At 67.6% G+C, this 23614-nt stretch carries 19 protein-coding genes and 1 pseudogene; 6 read left to right on the top strand and 14 right to left on the bottom strand.

What is annotated here, in order from left to right; translation table 11 throughout:
• Positions 1 to 107: 107 nt before the first annotated feature.
• Positions 108 to 872: an AraC family transcriptional regulator gene (locus AUL32_RS21580; protein ID WP_244493105.1), complete on the bottom strand. Its 765-nt coding sequence runs from the start codon at positions 870 to 872 to the stop codon at positions 108 to 110.
• 257 nt (positions 873 to 1129) lie between these two features.
• On the opposite strand from AUL32_RS21580, the gene AUL32_RS21575 reads away from it, so the two are divergent.
• The 3 genes from AUL32_RS21575 (at position 1130) to AUL32_RS21565 (ending at position 5995) form a co-directional block, all read left to right on the top strand.
• On the top strand, positions 1130 to 3325 hold the full coding sequence (locus tag AUL32_RS21575) for a TonB-dependent siderophore receptor (protein WP_306302900.1): 2196 nt from the start codon (positions 1130 to 1132) through the stop codon (positions 3323 to 3325).
• Positions 3319 to 4197, top strand: a complete 879-nt coding sequence (locus AUL32_RS21570; RefSeq protein WP_244498012.1) for an ABC transporter substrate-binding protein — start codon at positions 3319 to 3321, stop codon at positions 4195 to 4197. Before AUL32_RS21575 ends, AUL32_RS21570 begins: the two co-directional genes overlap by 7 nt.
• A gap of 127 nt (positions 4198 to 4324) precedes the next feature.
• Positions 4325 to 5995, top strand: a complete 1671-nt coding sequence (locus AUL32_RS21565) for a putative bifunctional diguanylate cyclase/phosphodiesterase (protein ID WP_062119773.1) — start codon at positions 4325 to 4327, stop codon at positions 5993 to 5995.
• A 19-nt stretch (positions 5996 to 6014) separates the two neighbouring features.
• Here the strand turns inward: AUL32_RS21565 and glpK are convergent, their stop codons facing one another.
• From glpK to AUL32_RS21500, 13 genes and pseudogenes are all read right to left on the bottom strand, one after another.
• Positions 6015 to 7502: a glycerol kinase GlpK gene (gene glpK, locus AUL32_RS21560; protein WP_062119770.1), complete on the bottom strand. Its 1488-nt coding sequence runs from the start codon at positions 7500 to 7502 to the stop codon at positions 6015 to 6017.
• A gap of 93 nt (positions 7503 to 7595) precedes the next feature.
• Entirely contained in the window at positions 7596 to 9374 is a 1779-nt protein-coding gene (locus tag AUL32_RS21555) for an ABC transporter substrate-binding protein (RefSeq protein ID WP_061978777.1), read from the bottom strand.
• A 133-nt stretch (positions 9375 to 9507) separates the two neighbouring features.
• Positions 9508 to 9798, bottom strand: coding sequence for a DUF2160 domain-containing protein (locus AUL32_RS21550; protein ID WP_062119768.1), 291 nt, complete (start codon positions 9796 to 9798; stop codon positions 9508 to 9510).
• Positions 9799 to 9849: 51 nt separating this feature from the next.
• Complete coding sequence (locus AUL32_RS21545; protein ID WP_148640227.1) at positions 9850 to 10662, bottom strand: carbohydrate ABC transporter permease; 813 nt, start codon at positions 10660 to 10662, stop codon at positions 9850 to 9852.
• A gap of 88 nt (positions 10663 to 10750) precedes the next feature.
• Positions 10751 to 11638, bottom strand: coding sequence for a carbohydrate ABC transporter permease (locus AUL32_RS21540; protein ID WP_062119765.1), 888 nt, complete (start codon positions 11636 to 11638; stop codon positions 10751 to 10753).
• Position 11639: 1 nt separating this feature from the next.
• Positions 11640 to 12716: an ABC transporter ATP-binding protein gene (locus tag AUL32_RS21535; protein WP_062119762.1), complete on the bottom strand. Its 1077-nt coding sequence runs from the start codon at positions 12714 to 12716 to the stop codon at positions 11640 to 11642.
• Positions 12717 to 12727: 11 nt separating this feature from the next.
• Positions 12728 to 13807 (bottom strand): ABC transporter ATP-binding protein, encoded by a 1080-nt coding sequence (locus AUL32_RS21530; protein ID WP_062119759.1) that lies wholly within the window; start codon positions 13805 to 13807, stop codon positions 12728 to 12730.
• A 174-nt stretch (positions 13808 to 13981) separates the two neighbouring features.
• Positions 13982 to 15490 carry a glycerol-3-phosphate dehydrogenase gene (glpD, locus tag AUL32_RS21525; RefSeq protein WP_062119756.1) on the bottom strand — a complete coding sequence of 503 codons (1509 nt, stop codon included), beginning with the start codon at positions 15488 to 15490 and terminating at the stop codon, positions 13982 to 13984.
• 84 nt (positions 15491 to 15574) lie between these two features.
• Positions 15575 to 16366, bottom strand: a complete 792-nt coding sequence (locus AUL32_RS21520) for a DeoR/GlpR family DNA-binding transcription regulator (protein ID WP_062119753.1) — start codon at positions 16364 to 16366, stop codon at positions 15575 to 15577.
• A 441-nt stretch (positions 16367 to 16807) separates the two neighbouring features.
• The gene (locus tag AUL32_RS21515; protein ID WP_062119750.1) at positions 16808 to 18322 is read right to left on the bottom strand and encodes a sulfatase-like hydrolase/transferase; all 1515 of its coding nucleotides are present in this window, start codon (positions 18320 to 18322) and stop codon (positions 16808 to 16810) included.
• Positions 18306 to 18524 carry a TOBE domain-containing protein gene (locus AUL32_RS26475; protein WP_062119747.1) on the bottom strand — a complete coding sequence of 73 codons (219 nt, stop codon included), beginning with the start codon at positions 18522 to 18524 and terminating at the stop codon, positions 18306 to 18308. The genes AUL32_RS21515 and AUL32_RS26475 overlap by 17 nt, the downstream gene beginning before the upstream one ends.
• A 346-nt stretch (positions 18525 to 18870) precedes the next feature.
• Positions 18871 to 19128 (bottom strand): annotated as a pseudogene (locus AUL32_RS26470) (ATP-binding cassette domain-containing protein); the annotation flags it as partial.
• Between the two features lie 362 nt (positions 19129 to 19490).
• The gene (locus tag AUL32_RS21500) at positions 19491 to 20018 is read right to left on the bottom strand and encodes a helix-turn-helix domain-containing protein (RefSeq protein ID WP_062119741.1); all 528 of its coding nucleotides are present in this window, start codon (positions 20016 to 20018) and stop codon (positions 19491 to 19493) included.
• 329 nt (positions 20019 to 20347) lie between these two features.
• Here AUL32_RS21500 and AUL32_RS21495 point away from each other — a divergent pair, with 329 nt between their 5' ends.
• The 3 genes from AUL32_RS21495 to AUL32_RS21485 all read left to right on the top strand — a co-directional run bounded on the left by AUL32_RS21495 (position 20348) and on the right by AUL32_RS21485 (position 23593).
• The gene (locus AUL32_RS21495; RefSeq protein ID WP_062119739.1) at positions 20348 to 21664 is read left to right on the top strand and encodes an ABC transporter substrate-binding protein; all 1317 of its coding nucleotides are present in this window, start codon (positions 20348 to 20350) and stop codon (positions 21662 to 21664) included.
• A gap of 102 nt (positions 21665 to 21766) precedes the next feature.
• Complete coding sequence (locus AUL32_RS21490; protein ID WP_062119737.1) at positions 21767 to 22537, top strand: L-iditol 2-dehydrogenase; 771 nt, start codon at positions 21767 to 21769, stop codon at positions 22535 to 22537.
• A gap of 45 nt (positions 22538 to 22582) precedes the next feature.
• On the top strand, positions 22583 to 23593 hold the full coding sequence (locus AUL32_RS21485; protein ID WP_062119736.1) for a zinc-dependent alcohol dehydrogenase family protein: 1011 nt from the start codon (positions 22583 to 22585) through the stop codon (positions 23591 to 23593).
• Positions 23594 to 23614: the final 21 nt, after the last annotated feature.

The raw sequence follows: 23614 nt of genomic DNA, 5'->3' as shown, positions 1-23614 counted from the left end.
CCGAAATGTCTGTCTTCATGGTCTGCGAAGCGCCTGGCGGGATGTCTGAGCGGGGGATGATCGAGGGTTTTCGTTCGGTGTCGCAGGCAGCCAGAAAGGCGGGCGCTCTAGGGCAGCGCCTCGCGCAGAGCGGCGCGCAGCGCCGAGACGCTGCGATAGCCCACGCGTTCCGCGATGTCCTCCAGCCGCTCGCCCTCCGCCTTGAGGCGCATGACATGGGCGACGCGGAGCCTGCGGCGCCATTCCACGAAGCTCATGCCCGTCTCGGTGCGGAACCGCCGCGTCAGGGTGCGCCGGCTCATGCCGAGCCGATCCGCCCAGGCGTCGATGTCGAGATCCGTGGCGGGCTGGGCGGAGAGCTCCCGGCACAGGCTCTGGATGCGCCGCTCGGCGGGCTCGGGAAGCGCCAGACGCCCCGGTTCGGCGGCGGCGATCTCTCCCAGCACGAGCGCCGAGAGATGGTCGGCCCGCTCGGACCCGCCCTCCGCCGGCTCCTTCACGAGCGCTTCCAGGCAGGCGCAAAGGAGCCTCGACGCCTGGACGACCCGCGCCCCGTCCCAAGCCGGCTCTCCGCATGCCTCCGGCTCGGCATAGACCGACCACATTCGCACCGGCCCATGCGCCTTCACCGCATGGGGCAGATCGGGCGCGATGACGAGGCCGTGGCCGCTTGGAATGATGAAGGACGTGCCGGGAACCCGGGCCGTCATGAAGCCCTGCACGCAATGGAGGAATTGCGCCCGGCGATGGCTGTGCCAGCCGAAATCCATGGCGCCGGGATAGAACCGTTCCATCGCGGCGACGGGCCGGGCGGCGCTCTGGAGATCAAGCGCGGTGACGCGCGTCACCGTCGCCCGTGCCGGTTCGCTCACAGCTTGCTCCATCCCTGACGCCTGGTCCGCCTGCCGCATGAAAGCCTCTTCGCGTTCGGATTGGATCGCTCTTGCCGCGCTGTCAAAACCCGATCCTGGCCCGAAATCGGGCTTCGAACCGAGACGGCGCCTCCGGGCCGGATCATGGCCCGATGCAGCCGTTTTTTGACCTGACAAAGTTGAGTTGTAAAGTCTAGTTATCCCGCCCGAACGGTCTCCTTCCATCGGGAGACGACGATGCGAGGGGATTACGAGCCGTGGGTCTGTCCGAAACCAACAAGCGCTGCGGCAACGAGCCGGCGGCGCGTCGCCACGGGTTTTCCGCGATCTTGAAGGTCTCGACCGCCGCGCTCGCGGTCTGCGCCGCGCCCGCCGTCTCGCTGGCCGAGGAGATGGAAGCGATCCAGCTCGACACCGTGACGGTGACGGGCGTCGGCGGGCAAGGCCCGCGCTCCAATCCCCCCGGCTATGTCGCGCGCGACAGCGCTTCCGCGACCAAGACCGCGACGCCGATCAACGAGACGCCGCAGTCGATCTCTGTCGTCACGCGCGACAACATGGACGACCGGGCGGTGCAGACCGTCTCGGAAAGCCTTCTCTACAGCGCGGGCGTCAACGGGCAGCGCTACGGAAACGACCCGCGCTCGGACTATTTCACCGTGCGCGGATTTCCCGCCGATCTCTATCTCGACGGCTTGCGCGTGCCGCAGATCGCCAACCAGACGGGCGGCTATGCCGGCTTCCGCATCGAGCCCTTCTTCCTGAACCGGGTCGAAATCCTGCGCGGTCCGAGCTCGGCCCTGTTCGGGCAGGCCAATGTCGGCGGCGTCGTCAACATGGTGTCGAAGGACCCGCAGACCGAGGCGGGCGGCGAGATCTACACGCGCATCGGCAGCCACCGGCAGAAGGAGGTCGGCGTCGATCTCACCGGGCCGCTGAACGCCGATAAGACCCTGTCCTATCGCCTCATGGGCGTCTGGCGCGACGCCGACACCGACATCTATCTCGGCCGCAACGATCACGTCGCGGTAAGCCCCGTCCTGCGATGGGAGCCGGACGCGGCGACGAATTTCACGATCTACGGGGCCTATGCCCGCGACGAGCTGGGGCAGGTCGGCGCCATCGTGCCGGCACTCGGCAGCCTCTACCCCAACAGTCGCGGCCAGCGGATCGCGCGCGACTTCTCCGACGGCGATCCGCGCTGGGCGACCTACGACAAGGAGTCGGGCTATGCCGGCTATCGCTTCGAGCACGCGTTCGACGGCGGCGTCACGATCCGCCAGAACTTCCGCTATTCCCATCTCGACCTCGCCTACGAGAATCTCTTCACGCGCGGCATCGCGAGGGACGAGCGCACCATCACGCGGCTGAACTACGCCGCCTATCCCACGCTCGACGCCTTGGCGCTGGACACCAACGGGGAAGTCCGTTTCGAAACGGGCGCGGTGTCCCACACCCTCCTCGGCGGCGTCGATCTGCAATGGCAGAGCCTCGACAACGACACGGGCTCGGCGAACGGTCCGACGCAGGACCTTTATCGACCCGTCTACGACAAGCCCTACAGCGCGCCGTCGGTGACGGCCCGCCTCCAGCAGACGCAGCGCCAGGCCGGGCTCTATGTCCAGGACCAGATGGAATGGGGGCGCCTGCGCGTGACCGGCGGCCTGCGGCACGACTTCGTCGAGATCGACTCGGATTCCACCACGCTCGCGACGGGCGCCACCTCGACCTATCGCCAGGACCCCGGCCAGACGACCGGCCGTCTCGGGCTCGCCTATGCGTTCGACAACGGGCTGACGCCCTATGCGCTCTACTCGACCTCGTTCCAGCCGGTGCTGACGCTGACCGACACGGCGCTGAAGCCGACGACGGGCGAGCTGATCGAGGCCGGCGTCAAGTTCTCGCCCGATGCCGCGCCCTATTCGGTGACCCTTTCGGCCTTCGAGGCGACGCAGCAGAACGTCGTCAACCGCACCGCGGGCGTCTACTATCAGACCGACGAGGTGCGGGTGCGCGGCGTCGAACTGGAGGCGACGGCGCGCGTCTTCGATCGACTCGATCTCGTGGCGGCCTTGAGCGTTCAGGACCCGGAAATTTCCAGGAGCAAGACGGCGGCCAATGTCGGAAACAGGCCCTACACCGTGCCGAAGCAGCAGCAGAGCCTCTTCCTGTCCTATGACGTTCCCATGCCCGACGCCCTGCCGGGCACGTTGAAGATCGGCGGCGGCGTGCGGCGGATCGGCGCCACGGCGGGGGACGATGCCAATACGTTCTTCGTGCCGAGCTATGTCCTGGCCGACGCCTTCGTGCGCTACGACGTCCACAATTGGGCTTTGCAGGTCAACGCGACCAATCTCGGCGACAAGACCTATGTCGCCGGCTGCAACATCTCGACCCAGTGCTATTTCGGGCAGGGCCGCAGCGTGGTCGCGACGGCGAGCGTCAAATGGTGATGCCGCTTTCGCGGCGAAGCGTTCTGGCGGGCGGCCTCGCGTCGCTCGCCCTGCCCGGGCCTCTTTGGGCCGGGGAGCGGGCGCGCAAGGTCGTGGCGCTCGAATGGAATTCGACGGAGATCCTGCTTCTCCTTGGGCTCGTGCCGGCGGGCGTCGCGGAGCGCGAGGGTTATGCGAGCTGGGTGAGCATCGCGTCCGACGAACTTGCCGCCGTGCCCGATCTCGGGCGGCGCCAGCAGCCGAGCCTGGAGGCGATCTCGCGCTTGCAGCCGGACCTGATCCTCGCCAGCGCGTTTCGCCACCGGTCGATCGAGGCGGAACTTTCCGCGATCGCGCCGACAACGCTGATCGCCGACAATCCCGCCGATCTCGACATGCTCGCCGCGCTGCGAGCGGCGACGCGGGAGATCGGCGCTCTGGTGGGCCGGGCGGGGGAGGCCGATCGCATCCTCGCCGATGTCGAGACGCGGCTGGCCGGCCTTGCGGAACGCCATGGCGCGGCGGCGGCCTCGCGCCCGCTTCTCGTCGCGCAGCCTCTGCCGGGCGTTGCGCGCCTTCGCGTCTTCACCTCAAACGCCGCTCTCGCGCAATGTCTGGCGCGGGTCGGCTTTCCCCCGCCGCCCTTCGCGGAGCCGCAGCCCTTCGGTTTCACCACGCTCGGCCTCGAGCAACTGGCCGCGCTGCCGGCCGAGACGCATCTCGTTCTTCTCGACGCCGAGCTGCCGCCCGCGCTGACCGCAAGCCCGCTCTGGCCCCTGCTTCCCATGATGGCCTCCGGCCATGTCACCCCAACAGGGGGAAAGCCCTGGCCGTTCGGCGCCTTCGGCTCGCTGATGCGGAGCGTCGAAAGCGTCGTCGGCGCGCTGCGCTGACCCCAGCCGTCAGACGCGGCATAAGCCCGCAAGGGTCGAAAAATCGGACGCCCAACACAGGGCGCGCCTGTATCGTGGGCAAATTGTTTACCGCGGCGGCCCAGGGTGACAGGCGATGGGGAAGCGCATGGCCAAGAAGTCGATCACCTCCGAGTTGATGTACCGTCTGCTCGTTCAAAGCGTGAAGGATTACGCGATCTACCTTCTCGCCGAGGACGGCACCGTTCTGAACTGGAACGCCGGGGCGCAGCGGGCCAAGGGCTACAAGGCCGAGGAGATCGTCGGCAAGAACTACGAGTGTTTCTACTCGAAGGAGGACCGCGAGCAGGGCGTGCCGCGGCGCAATCTCGAGCTGGCCCGGCGCTACGGCCATTTCGCGACGGAAGGCTGGCGCTACCGAAAGGACGGGACCGCCTTCTGGGCCAGCGTCGCGCTGGACGCCATCCACGACGAGGACGGCGACTTCATCGGCTTTGCCAAGGTCACGCGCGACCTGACCGATCAGCGCAGCTCCGAACAGCGCTTCCGGTTCCAGGCGCTGCATGACGGGCTGACCGGGCTTCCCAACCGTGTCGGCCTCGGCGAACATTTCGAGATCCAGTTTCCGCAGATCACCTACGGCTCGCGCATCGCGCTCCACTATGTCGATCTCGACCGCTTCAAGCCCGTGAACGACATGTTCGGCCATCTCGTCGGCGACGAGGTCCTTTGCGAGGTCGCCCGCCGGCTTGAGGCGGTCGCGGGGCTTCATGGCGTGGCGGGCCGGCTGGGAGGGGACGAGTTCGCCATTCTGCAGTTCAACTCGCCCAGCCAGAGCGACATCGCCGCCATGGCGAACGACATCGTCGCGGCGATGAACCGCCCGATCGAGATCGGGGCGCATACGGCCAATATCGGCGCGAGCGTCGGCGTCGCTATCGCTCCGCAGGACGGCGACGAGATCCCCGCGCTCTACCGCAGCGCCGATCAGGCGCTCTACCGCGCCAAGAGCGAAGGCCGGAACTGCGTTCGGTTCTACGACATGTCGATGAACGAGGTCGCGCTCGCCCGCTCGCTGCTCGAACTCAAGCTGCGCCATGCCGCCTCGACCTGCGATTTCCAGCTTGCCTACCAGCCGCTCGTGGATGGGCGCAGCCAGGAAATCCTGGGCTACGAGGCGCTCCTGCGCTGGGTCGACCAGACGGGCGTCTCCGTTTCGCCCGCCGAGTTCGTGCCCGTGGCCGAGAAGCTCGGCCTCATGCCGCAGATCGGCGAATGGGTGCTGCGAACGGCCTGCCGCGACGCCGCCGCCTGGGCGCCCCATCTGACGATCGCCGTCAACCTTTCGGCGACCCAGCTGCGCGGTGAGGGGCTGGCCGATCTCGTCGGCTCGATCCTCGCCTCCACCGGCCTTGCCGCGCATCGGCTGGAACTGGAGATCACCGAGACCGCGATCCTCGAAGATCTGGAAAGCGCCAGCGGAACGCTCCGCTCGGTGCGCGATCTCGGCGTCGGTATCGCGCTCGATGATTTCGGCACGGGGTTCTCCTCCCTCGCCCTGGTGCGCGCCCTGCCTTTGACCCGCATCAAGATCGACCGCAGCTTCGTTGCCGATCTCGACGGCGAGGACGGTTGCGCCGCCGTGGTGCAGTCGGTCATCGCGCTGTGCCGGGGCTACAATCTGACGGCCGTGGCCGAAGGGATCGAGACCGAGCGCCAGCGCGAGGTGCTTCTCGCCAGCGACTGCCTGATCCATCAAGGCTTTCTCTACGGGCGACCGGGTCCGGTCGAAATCGAGGACTTTCAGCGCACGGCCTGAACCCGAAGAAGCAAGCGTCTCACGACGTCAGCGTCCGCTTCACGGCGGAGGCCCAGCCGGCGAGCTTGCGGCCGCGCTCCACCGGGGACATTGCGGGCTCGAAGCGGCGCTCCAGGTGCCAGCTGGCGGAAAACCCGTCCTGATCGGGCCAGACGCCGGCCTGAAAGCCAGCGAGCCAGGCTGCGCCGAGCGCCGTGGTTTCCAACACGACGGGCCGGTCCACCGGCGCGTCGAGCAAGTCGGCGAGGCGCTGCATGGTCCAGTCGCTGGATACCATGCCGCCGTCGACGCGCAGGACGCGATCTCCCTCGCCCTGCCAATCCCGCCCCATGGCGCCGAGCAGGTCGCCCGTCTGGAAGCAGACCGATTCCAACGCGGCGCGGGCGAATTCGTTCGGGCCGGTGTTGCGGGTCAGCCCATAGATCGCGCCTCGCGCTTCGGCATCCCACCAGGGCGCGCCCAGCCCGACGAAGGCGGGCACGAGATAGACGTCCTCCCCCTCGCTGGCTTTCGCGGCCATGGGGCCGGACTGCTCGGCCCGCTCGATCAGCTTCAGCCCGTCGCGCAGCCATTGCACCGCCGCGCCGGCAACGAAGATCGAGCCCTCCAAGGCGAAGGTCGTTTGGCCGCCGAGGCGATAGCCGACGGTCGAGAGGAGCCGGTTCTGCGAATGGCAGCGCGTCCCGCCCGTGTTCAGAACGGCGAAACAGCCGGTGCCGTAGGTCGACTTGGTCATGCCCGGCCGGAAACAGGCATTGCCGAGCAGGGCGGCGTGCTGATCCCCCGCGATGCCGAGAATGGGAATGGGGGCGCCGAATAGGGCGGGATCGGTCGTGCCGAAATCGCTGGCGCAGTCCCGCACCTCCGGCAGGAGAGAGCGGGGCACGCGCAGGAGCCTCAAGAGCTCGTCGTCCCAGCTGTTGGCTTCGATGTCGAACAGAAGCGTGCGGCTGGCGTTGGTCGCGTCCGTTGCGTGGACGCGCCCGCCCGTCAGGCGCCAGAGAAGAAAGCTGTCCACCGTGCCGAAGGCGAGCTTGCCGGCTTCGGCGCGCGCCCGCGCGCCCGAGACATTGTCGAGAATCCAGCCGATCTTGGTGCCGGAGAAATAGGGGTCGATCACGAGGCCGGTCTTGCCCGTTACCTCGGCCTCGACCCCGTCCTCGCGCAGCTGCCCGCAGGTCTCGGCCGTGCGCCGGTCCTGCCAGACGATGGCGTTGTGGATCGGCGCGCCGCTGTCGCGATCCCAGATCACGGTCGTTTCGCGCTGGTTGGTGATGCCGAGCGCCGCGATGTCGCCGGCCGAAAGCGAGGCGGCGGCGAGCGCCGTGCGCACCGTCGCGACGGTGGAGCGCCAGATGTCCTCCGGATCGTGCTCGACCCAGCCGGAGCGCGGGAAATGCTGCGGGAACTCCTCCTGCCCGACGCCGAGAATGCGGAAGGCATCGTCGAAGACGATGGCGCGGGTGGACGTCGTGCCCTGGTCGATCGCAAGCACATAGCCGGCCATGGAAACTCCCGAAACGAAAGGCGATAGCGGTCGGTGGAACAGGGAAAGGGCCGGCGAACCGGCCCTTTCGTCAAGATGCGAGAGGGGCCTGGCTTACTTCGCCGGGGCCGAGACGGGAGTCGCCCCTGGCTGGGCCGCGGCGGCATCGGCGTCGGACCAGCTCTTCACCAGCTCGTCGTAATTGACGGTGACGGGCTTTTCCTTCTCGTTCTCTTTCTTGGGCTGGGGCGCGATCGTGCCGTTCTTCTTGGCCTCCTCGACCCAGTAGGCCATGTCCTGCTCCTTGTTGAGCACGGGGCCCTTGTCGCCCTGGACCTTGGCCCGCTCCAGGCGCGCCATCACCTTTTCCTGCTCGGCGCAGAGCGTGTCCATCGCCTGCTGCGGGGTCTTGTTGCCGGCCGCCGCATCGCCGATCGCCTGCCACCAGAGCTGAGCGAGCTTGGGATAGTCGGGAACGTTGGTGCCGGTCGGCGACCACTGCTTGCGGGCGGGCGAGCGGTAGAACTCGACCAGACCGCCGAGATCCTTGGCGCGCTCGGTGAAGCTCTTGTCCCGGATCGTGGATTCGCGAACGAAGGTCAGGCCGTGATGGGCCTTCTTCACGTCCACCGTCTTGGAGGTGACGAACTGGGCGTAGAGCCAGGCGGCCTTGGCGCGGTCGGTGGGCGTGGACTGCATCAGCGTCCAGGAGCCGACGTCCTGATAGCCGAGCTTCATGCCGTCCACCCAGTAGACGCCGTGCGGCGAGGGGGCCATGCGCCATTTCGGCGTGCCGTCCTCGTTGACGACCGGCAGACCCGGCTTCACGGCGTCGGCGGTGAAGGCGGTGTACCAGAAGATCTGCTGGGCGACTTCGCCCTGCGCCGGCACCGGCCCGCTTTCGGAGAAGTTCATGCCCTGCGCCACCGGCGGGGCGTATTTCTTCAGCCATTCGAGATATTTCTCGATGGAGTAGACGGCCGCCGGGCCGTTGGTGTCGCCGCCGCGCGCCACGCACGAGCCGACCGGCTGCGACTTGTCGTTGACGCGAATGCCCCATTCGTCCACGGGCAGGCCGTTGGGCAGGCCCTTGTCGCCGTTGCCGGCCATGGAGAGCCAGGCGTCGGTGAAGCGCCAGCCGAGCGAGGGGTCCTTCTTGCCGTAGTCCATGTGGCCATAGACCTTCTTCCCCCCGATCTCGCGACCGGTGAAGAATTCGGCGATGTCCTCGTAGGCCGACCAGTTGACCGGCACGCCGAGATCGTAGCCGTACTTGGCCTTGAAGTCGGCCTTGTTCTTTGCGTCGTTGAACCAGTCGTACCGGAACCAGTAGAGATTGGCGAACTGCTGGTCGGGCAGCTGGTAGAGCTTCTTGTCGGGCGCGGTGGTGAAGCTCGTGCCGATGAAATCGGCGATGTCGAGCGTCGGGCTGGTCACGTCCTTGCCGTCGCCGGCCATCCAGTCGGTCAGGTTGCGCACCTGCTGGTAGCGCCAATGCGTGCCGATCAGGTCGGAATCGTTGACATAGGCGTCGTAGATGTTCTCGCCCGACTGCATCTGCGTCTGCAGCTTTTCGATGACGTCGCCTTCGCCGATCAGGTCGTGCGTGACCTTGATGCCGGTGATGGCGGTGAAGGCCGGGGCCAGCACCTTCGACTCGTATTCATGCGTCGTCAGCGTTTCCGAGACGACCTTGATGTCCATGCCCTGGAAGGGCTTGGCGGCGTCGATGAACCACTGCATCTCCTTTTCCTGGTCGCCGCGCGACAGGCTGGAGAGGTCCTTGACCTCGGTGTCGAGGAACGACTTGGCCGCGCCCATGTCGGCATGGGCCGGACCGGCGAGCGCAAGGGCGGCAAGCGCCACTGAAGCCAACCAATGATGTTTCTGCATGATGCTCCTCCCAGAGAGACGTAAGGGCCGATCGAGAAGACGGGTCCGCGTCGATCGGCCGGTGACGCGAAGACCTGTTGTGCCGCTTCACGCCTTTCGCCCCGCGCCCTCCCCGACATGGGGCGCGAAGGCGTCAGACGAAGCGGAAGACGAGAAGGAACCAGACCAGGCACACGCCGAGGCCGATCCAGAGATTGGCGTCCTCGCCGCCGAGCCCGACGAAGCCGAGGCAGATGAAGGCCGAGCCGAGCAGCGACAGGAACAAACGGTCGCCGCGCGTCGTCTCGAAGCGGAGCAAGCCGTAGCGTGGGCCCCCGCCCGGCGACACGGCCTCCCAGACGCCCATCAGGGCGATGAGGCCGGCGATCGCGAAGAAGAAGATGGCGGTCGGCAGCGTCCAGGCCATCCAGGAAAAATCGGGCATGTCAGATCCTCCCGGAGAGGTTGGGGATGGGGGTGGAGAAAAGCCGGCGCATCACACCCGCCCCAGGGCGAAGCCCTTGGCGATGTAGTTGCGCACGAACCAGATCACGATCGCGCCGGGGATGATGGTGAGGACGCCCGCCGCTGCCAGCACGCCCCAGTCCATTCCGGCGGCCGAGACGGTGCGCGTCATGATGGCGGAGATGGGCTTGGCCTCCGTCACGGTCAGCGTGCGCGCGATCAGGAGTTCGACCCAGGAGAACATGAAGCAGAAGAAGGCGGCGACGCCGATGCCGCTCGCGATCAGGGGCATGAAGATCTTCACGAAGAAACGCGGGAAGGAATAGCCGTCGATATAGGCGGTCTCGTCGATCTCCTTCGGCACGCCCGACATGAAACCTTCCAGAATCCAGACCGCCAGCGGCACGTTGAACAGGCAGTGCGCGAGCGCCACGGCGATATGCGTGTCGATCAACCCGAAGGCGGAATAGAGCTGGAAGAAGGGCAGGGCGAAGACCGCCGGCGGCGCCATGCGATTGGTCAGCAGCCAGAAGAAGAGATGCTTGTCGCCCAGGAACCGGTAGCGCGAGAAGGCGTAGGCGGCGGGCAGCGCGGCCGCCACCGAGATCACCATGTTCAGAACGACATAGGTGATGGAATTGACGTAGCCCATGTACCAGGACGGGTCGGTGAAGATCGTCCGGTAGTTGGCGAGCGTCGGCTCGGCGGGGAACAGCGAGAAGGCGCCGATGATCTCGCTGTTGGTCTTGAAGCTCATGTTGACCAGCCAGTAGATCGGCACGAGCAGGAACAGGATGTAGACGATCGGGATCAGCGCCTTGGGCCGGAATCCGCCCGAGGCCATGCGCGAGCGCGCCTTGATCGCGGCTTCCGAATGCAGCGCCGGCGGCAGCGCGGGCGCGCCGGCTTGTCCGAGGTCGGTCGCGCTCATCTCAAGCGTCTCCCTTGGAGGCGGGGCGATCCACGCCGGCATTGGTCATGACGGTGTAGAATATCCAGGACATGAGGAGGATGATGAGGAAGTAGACGAGGCTCATGGCCGCCGCCGGGCCGAGGTCGAACTGGCCCACCGCCATCTTCACCAGATCGATCGACAGGAAGGTGGTCGAGTTGCCGGGGCCGCCGCCGGTGACCACGAAAGGCTCGGTGTAGATCATGAAACTGTCCATGAAGCGCAGCAGCACGGCGATCAGCAGCACCCGGCCCATCTTCGGCAGCTGGATGTAGCGGAACACGGCCCAGCGCGAGGCGCCGTCGATCTTCGCGGCCTGATAATACGCGTCGGGGATCGAGACGAGGCCGGCATAGCAGAGTAGAACGACGAGGCTCGTCCAGTGCCAGACGTCCATGACGATCAGCGTCACCCAGGCGTCGAAGGAATTCTGCACGTAGTTGTAGGGAATGCCGAGGCTGGCCAGCGTGTGGCCGAGAAGGCCGATGTCGGAGCGCCCGAAGACCTGCCAGATCGTGCCCACCACGTTCCACGGAATGAGGAGCGGCAGCGCCATCAGCACGAGGCAGACAGGCACCCAGATGCCCTTCTTGGGCATGGCGAGCGCCACGAGAATGCCGAGCGGCACTTCTATCGCGAGGATGATGGCGGAGAAGAGCAGGTTGCGCCAGAGCGCGTCGTGGAAGCGCGGCGAGGTCAGGATCTCGGTGAACCATTCCGTGCCGGCCCAGAAGAACTCGTTGTTTCCGAACGAGTCCTGAACGGAGTAGTTCACCACGGTCATCAGCGGGATCACCGCCGAGAAGGCGACCAGAACGAGAACCGGCAGGACCATGAGCCAGGCGCGGTTGTCATAGGTCTTGTTCATGTCAGGCCCTCCCTTCGACGAGCCAGGAATCGGCGTAGAGATGCAGGGCCTCCGGCGCGAAGGCGACGTCCGCCTCAGTGGGAACCGCCACCCCTTCCGGCACGATCGAGACGATCTTCTGCCCGTCGAGTTCGGCGCGCACGACGCGTTCGGCGCCGAGATCCTCGACGCGGCGAACCTGCACCGGCAAGCCTTGCCCGCGCGGCACGAGCCGCACGAACTCGGGACGAATGCCGAGTTCGGTGCGCGCCCCGCTGGCCACCCGCGCGCCGCCCCCCAGGCGAACCCGCCCGCCGGCCAGAACCGCATCCTCGCCCTCAAGCCGGCAGGGCAGGACGTTCATGCCCGGCGAGCCGATGAAATAGCCGACGAACGTGTGGCGCGGGCGCTCGAACAGCTCCTCGGGCGTGCCGATCTGCACGACCTGCCCCTCGGTCATCACCACGACCTTCTCGGCGAAGGTCAGCGCCTCGGTCTGGTCGTGGGTGACATAGATCATCGTGGTGCGGAACTGGCGGTGCAGCTCCTTTAGCTGCGAGCGCAGCTGCCATTTCATGTGCGGGTCGATGACGGTCAGCGGCTCGTCGAACAGGATGGCGTTCACATCCGAACGGACGAGGCCGCGCCCCAGCGAGATCTTCTGCTTCTCGTCGGCGGTGAGCCCCTGCGCCCTGCGCCCGGCCTTGGCCTCGAGCCCCAGCCGGCGCAGCATGTCGCCGACGCGCCGCTCGATCTCGGGCTTGGGGACCTTCCGGTTCCGCAAGGGGAAGGCGAGATTGTCCGCCACGCTCATCGTGTCGTAGATCACGGGAAACTGGAAGACCTGCGCGATGTTGCGCGCTTCGGGCGTCAGCGTTGTCACGTCCCGCTCGTCGAAGCGCAGCGTGCCTTCAGAGGGCGTCAGCAGGCCGGAAATGATGTTGAGAAGCGTCGTCTTCCCGCAGCCGGAGGGGCCGAGCAGCGCATAGGCGCCCCCGTCCTCGAACAGGTGGTCGACCTCGCGCAGCGCGTAGGTGCCGGCCCTGGCGAGTTCGGGCGTGTAGGCGTGGCGAATATGGTCCAGGCGGATCGCGGCCATGGTCTGTCTCCTCAGGCCGCCAACCGGGCGGGTTCGCCGACCGCGCGCCCGCTCGCGTCGAAGACGAGAAGCGCGGCGGGGTCGAAGTGAAGCGTGACCGCCTCGCCCGGCTCCACGCGCTGGATGCCGGACAGAAGCGCGACGAGCCGCTGCCCCGCGACCTCGGCATGAACGAAGGTTTCCGAGCCCGTCACCTCGGCGATCACGGCCGTGCCCTGCATGGCGACCGAGCCAGGGCGATTTGTCAGCGAAAGATGATGCGGGCGAAGGCCGATCTGGCAGGGCCCGTCCGGCAGCATCCGCGCCACGGGCGGCAGCGGCACGGAGAAGCCGAGCGACGAGGCCAGACCCTCCGCGCCCTTCACGGCGGAGGCGACGTTGAGCGGGGGATCGGAAAAGGTGCGGGCGGTGACGAGATCGGCCGGGCAGCGATAGACATTGGCCGTCGGCCCGAACTGGGTGATGCGGCCCTGGCTCATCGTCGCCGTGTTGCCGCCGAGCAGAAGCGCCTCGGTCGGCTCGGTCGTGGCATAGACGAAGACGGCGCCCGTTTCGGCGAAGATGCGCGGCAGTTCCTCGCGCAGTTCCTCGCGCAGCTTGTAGTCGAGATTGGCGAGCGGCTCGTCGAGCAGCACGAGATCGGCGCCCTTGACCAGGGCTCGTGCCAGCGCCGTGCGCTGCTGCTGGCCGCCGGAGAGGTTGAGCGGCGTGCGCTGGAGATAGGGCTCCAGCTTCATCAGCTTGGCGGCGCGCGAAACGGCGGCGTCGATCTCGGCCTGCGAGCGACCGGCGACGCGCAGCGGCGAGGCGATGTTCTCGTAGACCGTGAAGGCGGGGTAGTTGATGAACTGCTGGTAGACCATCGCGACGTTGCGCCGGCGCACGGGAACGCCCGTCACGTCCACCCCATCGGCCAGGATGCGGCCCGATGTCGGCCGGTCGAGCCCGGCCATCAGGCGCATGAGGCTGGTCTTGCCCGCGAGCGTCGGCCCGAGAAGCACGTTCAGCGAGCCGCGTTCGAGGCGCAGCGACACGCGGTCGATATGCGTCTCGGCCCCGACCATGCGCGTCACGTCGATCAGTTCCAGCATCGAACCCTCCCAGGCCCACCCGTCGCGTTCGAGACCTTCGGGTGCGCGCAGGGGCACCGGGAAGGCTCGACATGTCTGTTCTCAACCCTCGTCCGACACGGGAGCGATCCCGCTCCGGTCGAACGAATTCTCAGGCTCCCGCGCCTCCCGTCGCGCGTCGGAGCCTCCTTCCCGTCAGGCGGCGGCGGTCTTTCGGATCGCCACCAAACCTTCGATGGCCCGTTCCAGCGCCTCGACCTCGGCGGGCGAGAAGCGCAGGCCCAACTTGGAGCGCCGCCAGAGCACGTCCTCGGCGGTGCGCGCCCATTCACGCTCCACCAGCCAGCCGAGTTCGGCCTCGAAGAGGCCATGCCCGAGATCGCGGCCAAGACCGTTGCCGGCGATACCCAGCGCGTCGCGCCCATAGGCCGAAACCATGCGCGAGACCGTCGCCTGGTCCAGCGCGGGGGCGAGGCGCGAAAGCTCCGCCTCGATCGCGCCGACGCCGTCGGTGGCGAAGTCGCCGCCGGGCAGGGGGCGGCTGCCGGTCCAGGGCGCGCCCTTGGCGCCGATGCGCTCGCCGATGCGCTCCAGCGCGTCCTCGGCCAGCTTGCGATAAGTCGTGATCTTGCCGCCGAAGCCGTTCAGCAGCCCGGCCTCGCCGCGCGCCGCATCGCCCTCGACCTTGAGGACATAGTCGCGCGTCGCCTCCTGCGCCTTGGAGGCGCCGTCGTCGAAGAGCGGGCGAACGCCGGAATAGGTCCAGACGATGTCGGCCCGCGTCACCGGGCGCTCGAAATAGTCCGAGGCGGCGCGGCAGAGATAGTCGGACTCCTCGTCCGTGATGGCGACCTTTGCCGGGTCGCCGTCATAGTCCCGGTCCGTCGTGCCGATCAGCGTGAAGTCGCGCTCGTAGGGAATGGCGAAGACGATGCGCTGGTCGGCGTTCTGGAAGATATAGGCGCGGTCGTGGTGGAAGAGCTTGCGCGTGACGATGTGCGAGCCCTGCACGAGGCGCACGTGCCGCGCCTCGCTCTGGCCGAGCGCGCGCTGGATCACGCGGTCCACCCAAGGCCCCGCCATGTTGACGAGAAAGCGCGCGGTGACCACCCGCTCAGTGCCGCCCGCGCGCCGGTCCCGCAGCCGGATACGCCAGAGCGCGCCCTCGCGCCGGGCTTCGGTCACTTCCGTCCCGACCATGATCTCGGCGCCGCGCGCCTCGGCGTCCCGCGCGTTGAGCACCACCAGCCGCGCGTCGTCCACCCGCGCGTCGGAATATTCGAAGCCCTTGGTGAAGCCGGTCTTCAGCGGCGCGCCGAGCGGGCCGGCGAGATCGACGCCGCTCGTGGCCGGCAATTGCCGCCGTCCGCCGATATGGTCGTAGAGAAACAGGCCGAGCCGCAGCAGCCAAGCCGGGCGCAGGCCCTTGTGATAGGGCAGCACGAAGCGCAGCGGGCGCACGATATGGGGCGCGATGCGCCAGAGCACCTCGCGCTCGGCCAGCGCTTCGCGCACCAGCCGGAACTCGTAGTGTTCGAGATAGCGCAATCCGCCATGGATCAGCTTGGTGGACCAGGAGGACGTGCCGGAGGCGAGGTCGTTCATTTCCGCGAGGCCGACGCTGTAGCCGCGCCCGGCGGCATCGCGCGCGATGCCGCAGCCGTTGATACCCCCGCCGATAATGAAGACGTCGAACTGCGCCATGTCCGGTCCCGCTCACTTTCGCATCGCAGCATATATTCGCCGGTTGCGAAATCTGATGCGACGATATCGAAAGGAAAACGAAAGTCAATCGCTCGTGATGGACGTAGTCCTGTCCCGCGACGCCACTTCGATCAGCCGGACCTGCGCGGCTTTGCAGACCTGCCGGAACTCCTCCACCGGGCAATGATCGGTGACGAACGTGCCGATCTCGCGGATATTGCCGATTCGCACCGAGGCCGTGCGCTCGAACTTGGTGGCGTCGGACACGAGGATCGTGTGGCGCGCATTGGCGATGATGGCCTGGGCGACGCGCACTTCGCGATAGTCGTAGTCGAGCAGCGTGCCGTCCGCCTCGATCGCGGACACGCCGATCACCGCGAAATCGACCCGAAACTGCTGGATGAAATCCACCGCCGCCTCGCCCACGATGCCGCCATCGGAGCGTCGCACCGTACCGCCCGCGATCACGACCTCGATCTCGGGGCAGGGGCGCAGGGTGGTCGCGACATTGATGTTGTTGGTGACCACCATCAGACCCTGGTGGCGCGACAGGGCGGTCGCGACGGCTTCCGTCGTGGTGCCGATATTGATGGTGAGCGAGGCGCCGTTGGGCACGAGATCGGCGACCGCCCTGCCGATCGCGGCCTTTTCGCCGGCGGCGATCAGGCGGCGCGCGTCGTAGCCGACATTCTCCGCCCCGAAGGAGACCACCGCGCCGCCATGAATGCGGGACAGGAGGCGCCCGTCGCACAGGTCGTTGAGATCCTTGCGGATGGTCTGGACGCTGACCTCGAAGCGTTGCGACAGCTCGTCCACCTGCACGCGGCCCTGCCGGCGCGCGAGGTCCAGAATCTGGCTTTGGCGATCGGACAGCATGCGGGCCTCCGAAGAGTTGCGACCCTTCGGTCATAAACGAAAGTCCGCGCGGATAAAGCGAAACCACCGAACGAAAGAGTGCGCATCGGGCCGGGGATGCGGTCTGACGATGAAGCGGAACGCACGATCGCCTATGTCGAACAGCGATCGAACACCTTCACCGCATCGCTCGGCAGGCTGGGGGACGCCTGTGTGCGTGGAGCGAACACTCTCTGCCGCACAAGGAGAGACGAGGCCCGCAAAGGCGGGACGCAGGAAATCACCAAGCCTTCGAAGGGGCGAGGAACCGGCAATTTCCAATGTAGCGAAGCGCGGCTTGGGAATGCCTAAAGGCTGGGCCGGCGCCGCCGCCCGGCAAGCGGGTCGAGACGCGGTTCCAACTGGAGGACGCTCGGCTTTTCGACCCGTCAGGCGCGCCTGCGGCCCAGACGGCCGCGCGGTTCAATCAGGCGACCATTCCGTGAGGGTGTTCTCCTCGTGGCGAAGCCTGAGGTTCAGAAGGCGCTCCAGCCCCTCCGCGCGCAGTCGCTCGCCGGCCGCGTCGCCGGCCAGATTGCGCCGCTCTTCCGGGTCGCTCGCCAGATCGTAGATCGCAGGGGGCAGGCCGGGGAAGTGGACGTATTTCAGGCGCTCGGTGCGAACCACATGCAGCGAGGCGAGTCGGTCCGTCAGCCCTCTCGGCGCCTCCGGCCGCCCCCGGACGAGATCGCGGAAATCGAAGCTCCAATGAGCCGCGTCGCGCCAGCCGGCGGAACGCTCGCCCCGGCAGAAGGGCAGGAGGCTTTCGCCGTCGACATTGGCGGGCACGCGAAGGCCGGCGAACTGGAGAAGGGTCGGCAGGAGGTCGATCGACTGGGTGAAAGCGTCCACCACGCTGCCGCGCGCGGCGTCGGCCTCGGGCCGGGGGTCGCGCAGGATCAGCGGGATATGGGCCGACTGGTCGAAATAGCCGAGCTTGCCGAGGAGCCCGTGGTCGAACAATTGCTCGCCATGATCGCCCGACAGGACGAGGAGCGTGCGCTCCCAGCGGCCCGCGGCCTTTAGCGCCGCGACGATGCGGCCGAGATGATGGTCCACCTCCGCCGCCATCGCGGCATAGGTGGCGCGAATGCGCCGGACGCTCGCCTCGTCGGCGGCGACCGCCGGGCCGGCGAGGCCGGGCGCGAATTTGGATAGATCCGTTCGCGCTTGATGGAAGGCGATCAGCGGATGCTGCGCCCCATCCCGCGCAAAGGAGCCCCAGCCGATCGGCAGCGCGACGTCGGCGGGATCGACCAGCGAATGGAAGGGCTCGGCCACCGCGAAGGGCGGATGGGGCGCGATGAAGGAGAGATGGGCGAAGAAGGGCTCGGGGCCGGCGACCGAGAACCAGTCGAGGAAACGGTCCGTCAGAAAAGCGGTTTCGGAATCCTCCGCCTCGAACAGGGCCGGCGCGCCGAAGGGCCGCGCGGCGAAGATGGCGTCGCGCCCCCGTTCGGGATGCGGCACGGCGGTGCCGCGCCGCTTGAGATGGGCGAGCCAGGGCGTCGCGCGCTCGGTCAGAAGCGTATCCACATCCAACCCGGGGGCAACGCCCTCATAGTCGCCGATCGCGGGGTCGCCGGGCGGTAGCAGGCGCGGGTCGGCGGTCGTGTCGGTGTAGCCGAAGAGGCGCGGCCGGACGCCGGCGCCGCGCATTAGCGAGAATACGGTCGGGTGGCGCGCGTCGAGCGGCGTGCCGTTGAGGATCGAGCGGTGCTTGTGCGGGTAGAGCCCGGTGTGCAGCCCCGCGCGGGCGGCGCCGCAGGGATAGGCCTGCGTGTAATGGCGCCGAAACAGGACGCTGTCCTGCAGCAGCGCCTCGAGGTTCGGCAGCGCGACGGGCGCGCGGCCGGGCAGATGATCGGCGCGCCATTGGTCGGCGGTGATGAAGAGAATGTCGTAGGTCAAAACGGGGCCCTCACAGCAGGAAGACATGGGCCTCCGCCGGGTCGATCGCCACATGAACCCGGTCGCCGGGATGAAGGTCGCCGGCCGCGCGGCTCGGCCAGTCCACTTTCAAGCGAAGCGGGCCGTCCTCGCCGGGCAGCGAGAGGTAGAAACGCGTCGTCTGCCCCTGGAACAGACGGGCCTCGACGGTCGCCGCCCCGCCGTCGCCCCTCCGCGCTTCGGCGGACATCTTCCGCGCGCACGAAGACGCCGACGCGGCTCGCCCCCGAGGGCGCGGGGAAGCGGATCGCGCCGAGGCGCGCCTCGCCGTTCGCGGCGCGCAAGTCGAACCGATTGCGCCCGCCGATGAAGCCGGCGCTGAAGGCGCCGGCGGGCCTGTTGTAGAGCTCGGCCGGGGCGGCCACCTGTTCGATACGCCCCGCGCGCATGACGATGACCCGGTCGGCCACGGCCAGCGCCTCGGCCTGATCGTGCGTGACGAGGATCGCGGTTGTACCGATACTCTGCTGGATGCGCCGGATTTCGTCGCGCAGATGGTCGCGCACCACGGCGTCGAGCGCCGAAAGCGGCTCGTCCAGAAGCAGAACGGCCGGATCGGCCGCGAGCGCACGGGCCAGCGCCGCGCGCTGCTGCTGGCGGCCGGATAGCTGGTTGGGATGGTGGTCGGCGCGCTCGGTGAGGCCCACCATTTCCAGAAGCTCGTCCGCCCGCTGGCGGATGCGCCGCGCGCTTGCGCCGCGCAGCCTCAGGGGAAAGCCGAACGTGCCCTGCGCGGCGGAGAGATCATCGCCCGTCGCGCGCAGGAGGCCGAAGGCGATCACGAGAAGCGGCATGACAGAGGGAATGGCGGCAAGTGTTTCGAGAACCGAACGGATCGCCAGGTTGCGCACGCGCTGCCAATAGACCGCTGGGGCGACGAGTAGGATTTCGATCACCGCGAGCAAGAGCGAACGCCAGAGCACCTCGCGAAAGCGCGGGTCGGCAAAGCCCTGTGCCCAATGGGAGAGCGTGTAGCCGTCCGGCAGGACGTGGGACATCCAGCGCGTCGCCAGACTGTAGAGCACTACGGCCGCCATAGGCACGAGGATAGAGAGGGTCGCGACGAGCAGGAGCGGCCAGGCACCCCAGCTCGTGCCGCGCGCGGCGCCGGGCGCGCTGCGCGTCAGCCGCAGGCGACGGGATGGGGCGGGACGGGTCACGTCAGCCATTTCAACCCCCGAGGGACGACGACGCGACAGAGCGTGAGGCTGATCATGGCGCAGAGCATGAGGATCACGGCCATGACCGGCATGCGCTGGCTGCCGAAGAGCGAGCCCTGCAAAATGCGGCTCATGCCGATCATGCCGACCGACCATGTGACGATCAAAAGCCAGGAGGCGAGGAGAAAGGGCCGCAGCACCGGCCAGCCGACATGACGCCAGAACTGGAAGCCGATCGACAGGCGCCGCGCGGCCTGCGCCTGCCGCTCGGTGAGGTCACGCTCCACCTCGTCGAAGCAGCTCAGCGCGATGCGGATCTTCGCCATCAGGCCTTCCGCCTCGGGCGCGACGCGCACGGAATGCCCGTCGCGCAGAAAGAGGCGCGTCGGCGTGGCGGCCTCGAAGGCTTGAGCCTGCGCCGAGACGGTGGGCTGGCTGACGCCGATCTCCCGCGCCGCGCGCGAGAACTGCCCGGTGCGGGCCAAGGCCTCCACCCCGCGCAATTGCGGAATGGAAATGGCCATCTGCCGCTGATCCCCTTGCCGCCGAACAGGGCGACTTATGGGGACAAGGCGCGGCGAAGAACAAGCCGCGCGCCTCGCCGGACCCCGGACGGGAAGGGTCCTTTCGGAGCGAAGGCGCGAGTTCGAAGATCGAACCGACGGGCTCTTGACCGCAAAAGTTTACACGTGTAGCAATTTGCGGGCGTCGAAGGGAGAGCGGCGCTGACCGGTGGGTGAGGACCGAAGCTGGATCGACGAGGCGCCGGGGATCTCCGGGCTCGCGACGAGGCCGGTGCGACCGGCTCGCGCTTGCAGCAGTTCGGCGACGGATCGTTGTTTGGGAGGAAGGCATGAACCTGCAATCATGGGCTCTGGGCTGCGTCGCGGCTCTCGCGATCGTCTTGCCCGCACAGGCGCAGACGGTGCTCACCGTCGGGACCGTCAACAACAACGACATGATCCGCATGCAGCGGCTCACGCCGGAGTTCGAGGCGAAGCACCCCGACATCAAGATCAACTGGGTGACGCTCGAAGAGAACGTGCTGCGCCAGCGGGTGACCACCGACATCGCCACCAAGGGCGGCCAGTTCGACGTTCTGACGATCGGCAATTACGAGGCGCCGATCTGGGCTCGCAAGGATTGGCTGGCACCGCTCGACAATCTGGGTGCGGCCTTCGACATCGACGGGCTCCTGCCGCCCGTGCGCGACGCGCTGTCGGTGAACGGCAAGCTCTTCGCCTCGCCCTTCTACGGCGAAAGCGTGCTGACGGCCTATCGCACGGACCTGATGCAGAAAGCCGGGCTGACCATGCCCGAGAAGCCCACCTGGAGCTTCATCACCCAGGCCGCCGAGAAGATGACCGACAAGTCGGCCGGGGTCTACGGCATCTGCCTTCGCGGCAAGCCGGGCTGGGGCGAGAACATGGCGTTCCTGGGAAGCCTCGCCCGCTCCTTCGGCGCCAACTATTTCGACGCCGCCTGGAAGCCGCAGTTCGAGTCGGAAGGCTGGAAGAAGGCGGTCGCCAGCTATGTCGAGACCATGCAGAAATTCGGCCCGCCGGGCGCGGCGTCGAACGGCTTCAACGAGAATCTGTCGCTCTTCGCGCAGGGCAAGTGCGGCATTTGGATCGACGCCACGAGCCTTGGCTCCTTCGTGACCAACCCGCAGCAGAGCCAGGTCTCCGACAAGGTCGGCTTCACGGCCGCGCCCTGCGGCGTCGACAATTGCCCGAACGGCGGGGCCAACTGGCTCTGGGCCTGGTCGCTGGCGATCCCGGCCTCTTCGCAGAAGAAGGAAGCCGCCGAGACCTTCATCACCTGGGCGACCGACAGCGACTATTCCAAGCTTGTCGCCGAGAAGGAAGGCTGGGGCAACGTTCCTCCGGGCACGCGGACCTCGCTCTACCAGAACGAAAACTACCTGAAGGCCGCGCCCTTCGCCGCCGAGACGCTGCGCTCCATGAACGCCGCCGACCCCTCGACCGGCCCCGACAAGCCCTATGTCGGCCTCCAGTTCGCCGCCATCCCCGAGTTCCAGGGGCTCGGCACGGCGGTGGGCCAGCAGATCGCCTCCGCCCTGTCGGGCACCATCACGGTTGATCAGGCGCTGGCCGCTGCCCAGTCGCAGGCCACGCGCGAGATGACCCGCGCGGGCTACATCAAGTAACGGCTTCGGGCGCCGGACATTTAGGTCCGGCGCCCGTTCCCCCCAAACCGGCGCCGCAGCCGCAAGGCCGCCGGGACCCTTTTCCCGATCAGGATCGAACCAATGAAACTCGAGGGTAAGACCGCACTCGTCACGGGCGGAGCCCGGGGCATCGGGCTCGGCTTCGCGCAGGCCTTCGTTCGCGAAGGCGCCCGCGTCGTGATCGCCGACGTCAATATCGAGCGCGCCACGCAGGCGGCCGGCGAGATCGGCCCGCAGGCCCATGCCGTGCGGCTCGACGTCACCGATCTCGCCTCGATCGAGCGCGTCGTGGCCGAGGTGGACGATGCCCATGGCGGTATCGACATCCTCGTGAACAACGCGGCGATCTTCGACATGGCGCCGATCACCGACATCACGCCGGAGAGCTACGAGCGGGTCCTGTCGGTCAACCTGAGAGGGCCGCTCTTCATGATGAAGGCGGTGTCCAACGCCATGATCGCGCGCAAGCGCGGCGGCAAGATCATCAACATGGCAAGCCAGGCCGGGCGCCGGGGCGAGGCGCTGGTTCTGCTCTACTGCGCGTCCAAGGCCGCCATCATCTCGGCCACGCAGTCGGCCGCGCTCGGCCTCGTGAAGCACGGCATTCAGGTCAACGCCATCGCCCCCGGCGTGGTGGACGGCGAGCATTGGGAGCAGGTGGACGCCGCTTTCGCCAAATGGGAGGGCCTCGCCCCCGGCGAGAAGAAGGCGGCGGTGGCGAAAAGCGTTCCGATCGGCCGCTTCGCCCAGCCCGAGGACATCGCGGGTCTCGCCGTCTTCCTCGCTTCCAGCGACAGCGACTACATCCTGGCGCAGACCTACAATGTCGACGGCGGCAACTGGATGAGCTGATCCCCTGGGGGTCAGTGCCATCCGCCCTCTCTCGGGAGCCCAAGCATGAAGGCCGTTCAGTTCCAGTCCGAAGGCGTCGCCGTCATCACCGATCTGCCGGTGGCCGCGATCCGGCCTCGACATGCCCTGGTGCGCATCAAGGCGTCGGGCCTCTGCCACACGGACATCGACATCCTGCATGGCCGATACGGGGCGGGCGCCTTTCCCATCGTTCCCGGCCATGAGTTCGCGGGTGTGGTGGAAGCCGTGGCCGACGACGTCTCGACGCTCGAAGTCGGCGCCCGCGTGGTGGCGGACCCCAACATCGCCTGCGGGCACTGCGCGTCCTGCCGCAAGGGGCTCGCCAATCTCTGCGAGCGGCTGGAAGCCTATGGGGTGACGCGGGACGGCGGCTTTGCCGAATATTGCCTCGTGGATGTCGGCCATCTCCACGATATCGGCGATCTCGCCTTCGACACGGCGGCGCTGGCGGAGCCCTTGGCCTGCGTGCTCAACGGGCTCGACGCCTCGGGCGTCACCGCGCCCGGCGCTCGCCGCCCGGAGGCGGCGCTGGTGATCGGCGCCGGCCCCATCGGCCTGCTTTTGGCCCTCGCGCTGAAAAGCGCCGGTGCCGGGCGGGTCGTCGTCGCCGACATCAACGAGCATCGTCTGGTCTTCGCGCAGTCGCTCGGCCTCGAGGTCATGGCGCCGGGGTCCTCGGCGCTGGAGGCGATGAAGCGCGGGTTCGACTTCGCGGCGGACGCGACGGGGGTCGCCAGCGTGGCCGCGACGCTGCCGAGCTATGTCGCCGATGGCGGCACGGTTCTCTTCTTCGGCGTCTGCGCGCCCGATGCGCGCATCGAAATCGCGCCGTTCGAAATCTTTCGCCGGCAGCTTCGCCTCTGCGGCGCGCATTCGCTGAACGGGCAGATCGAGCGCGCCCTCGCTCTGTTGCGCAGCGATGTCGGCGGCATGAGCCGGCTCGTGTCGCACCGGCTTCCCTTGGACGAGGTCGGCCCCTTCTTTCGCAAGGGCGGAGCGGGTCCCGATACGATGAAGGTCCAGTTTTCGGCTTGAGAGATCGTTTGACAAGTTGCC

The sequence above is a fragment of the Aureimonas sp. AU40 genome (assembly GCF_001463785.1).
Lineage (GTDB): Bacteria > Pseudomonadota > Alphaproteobacteria > Rhizobiales > Rhizobiaceae > Aureimonas.
This window is presented reverse-complemented; position numbering and strand designations above follow the sequence as displayed.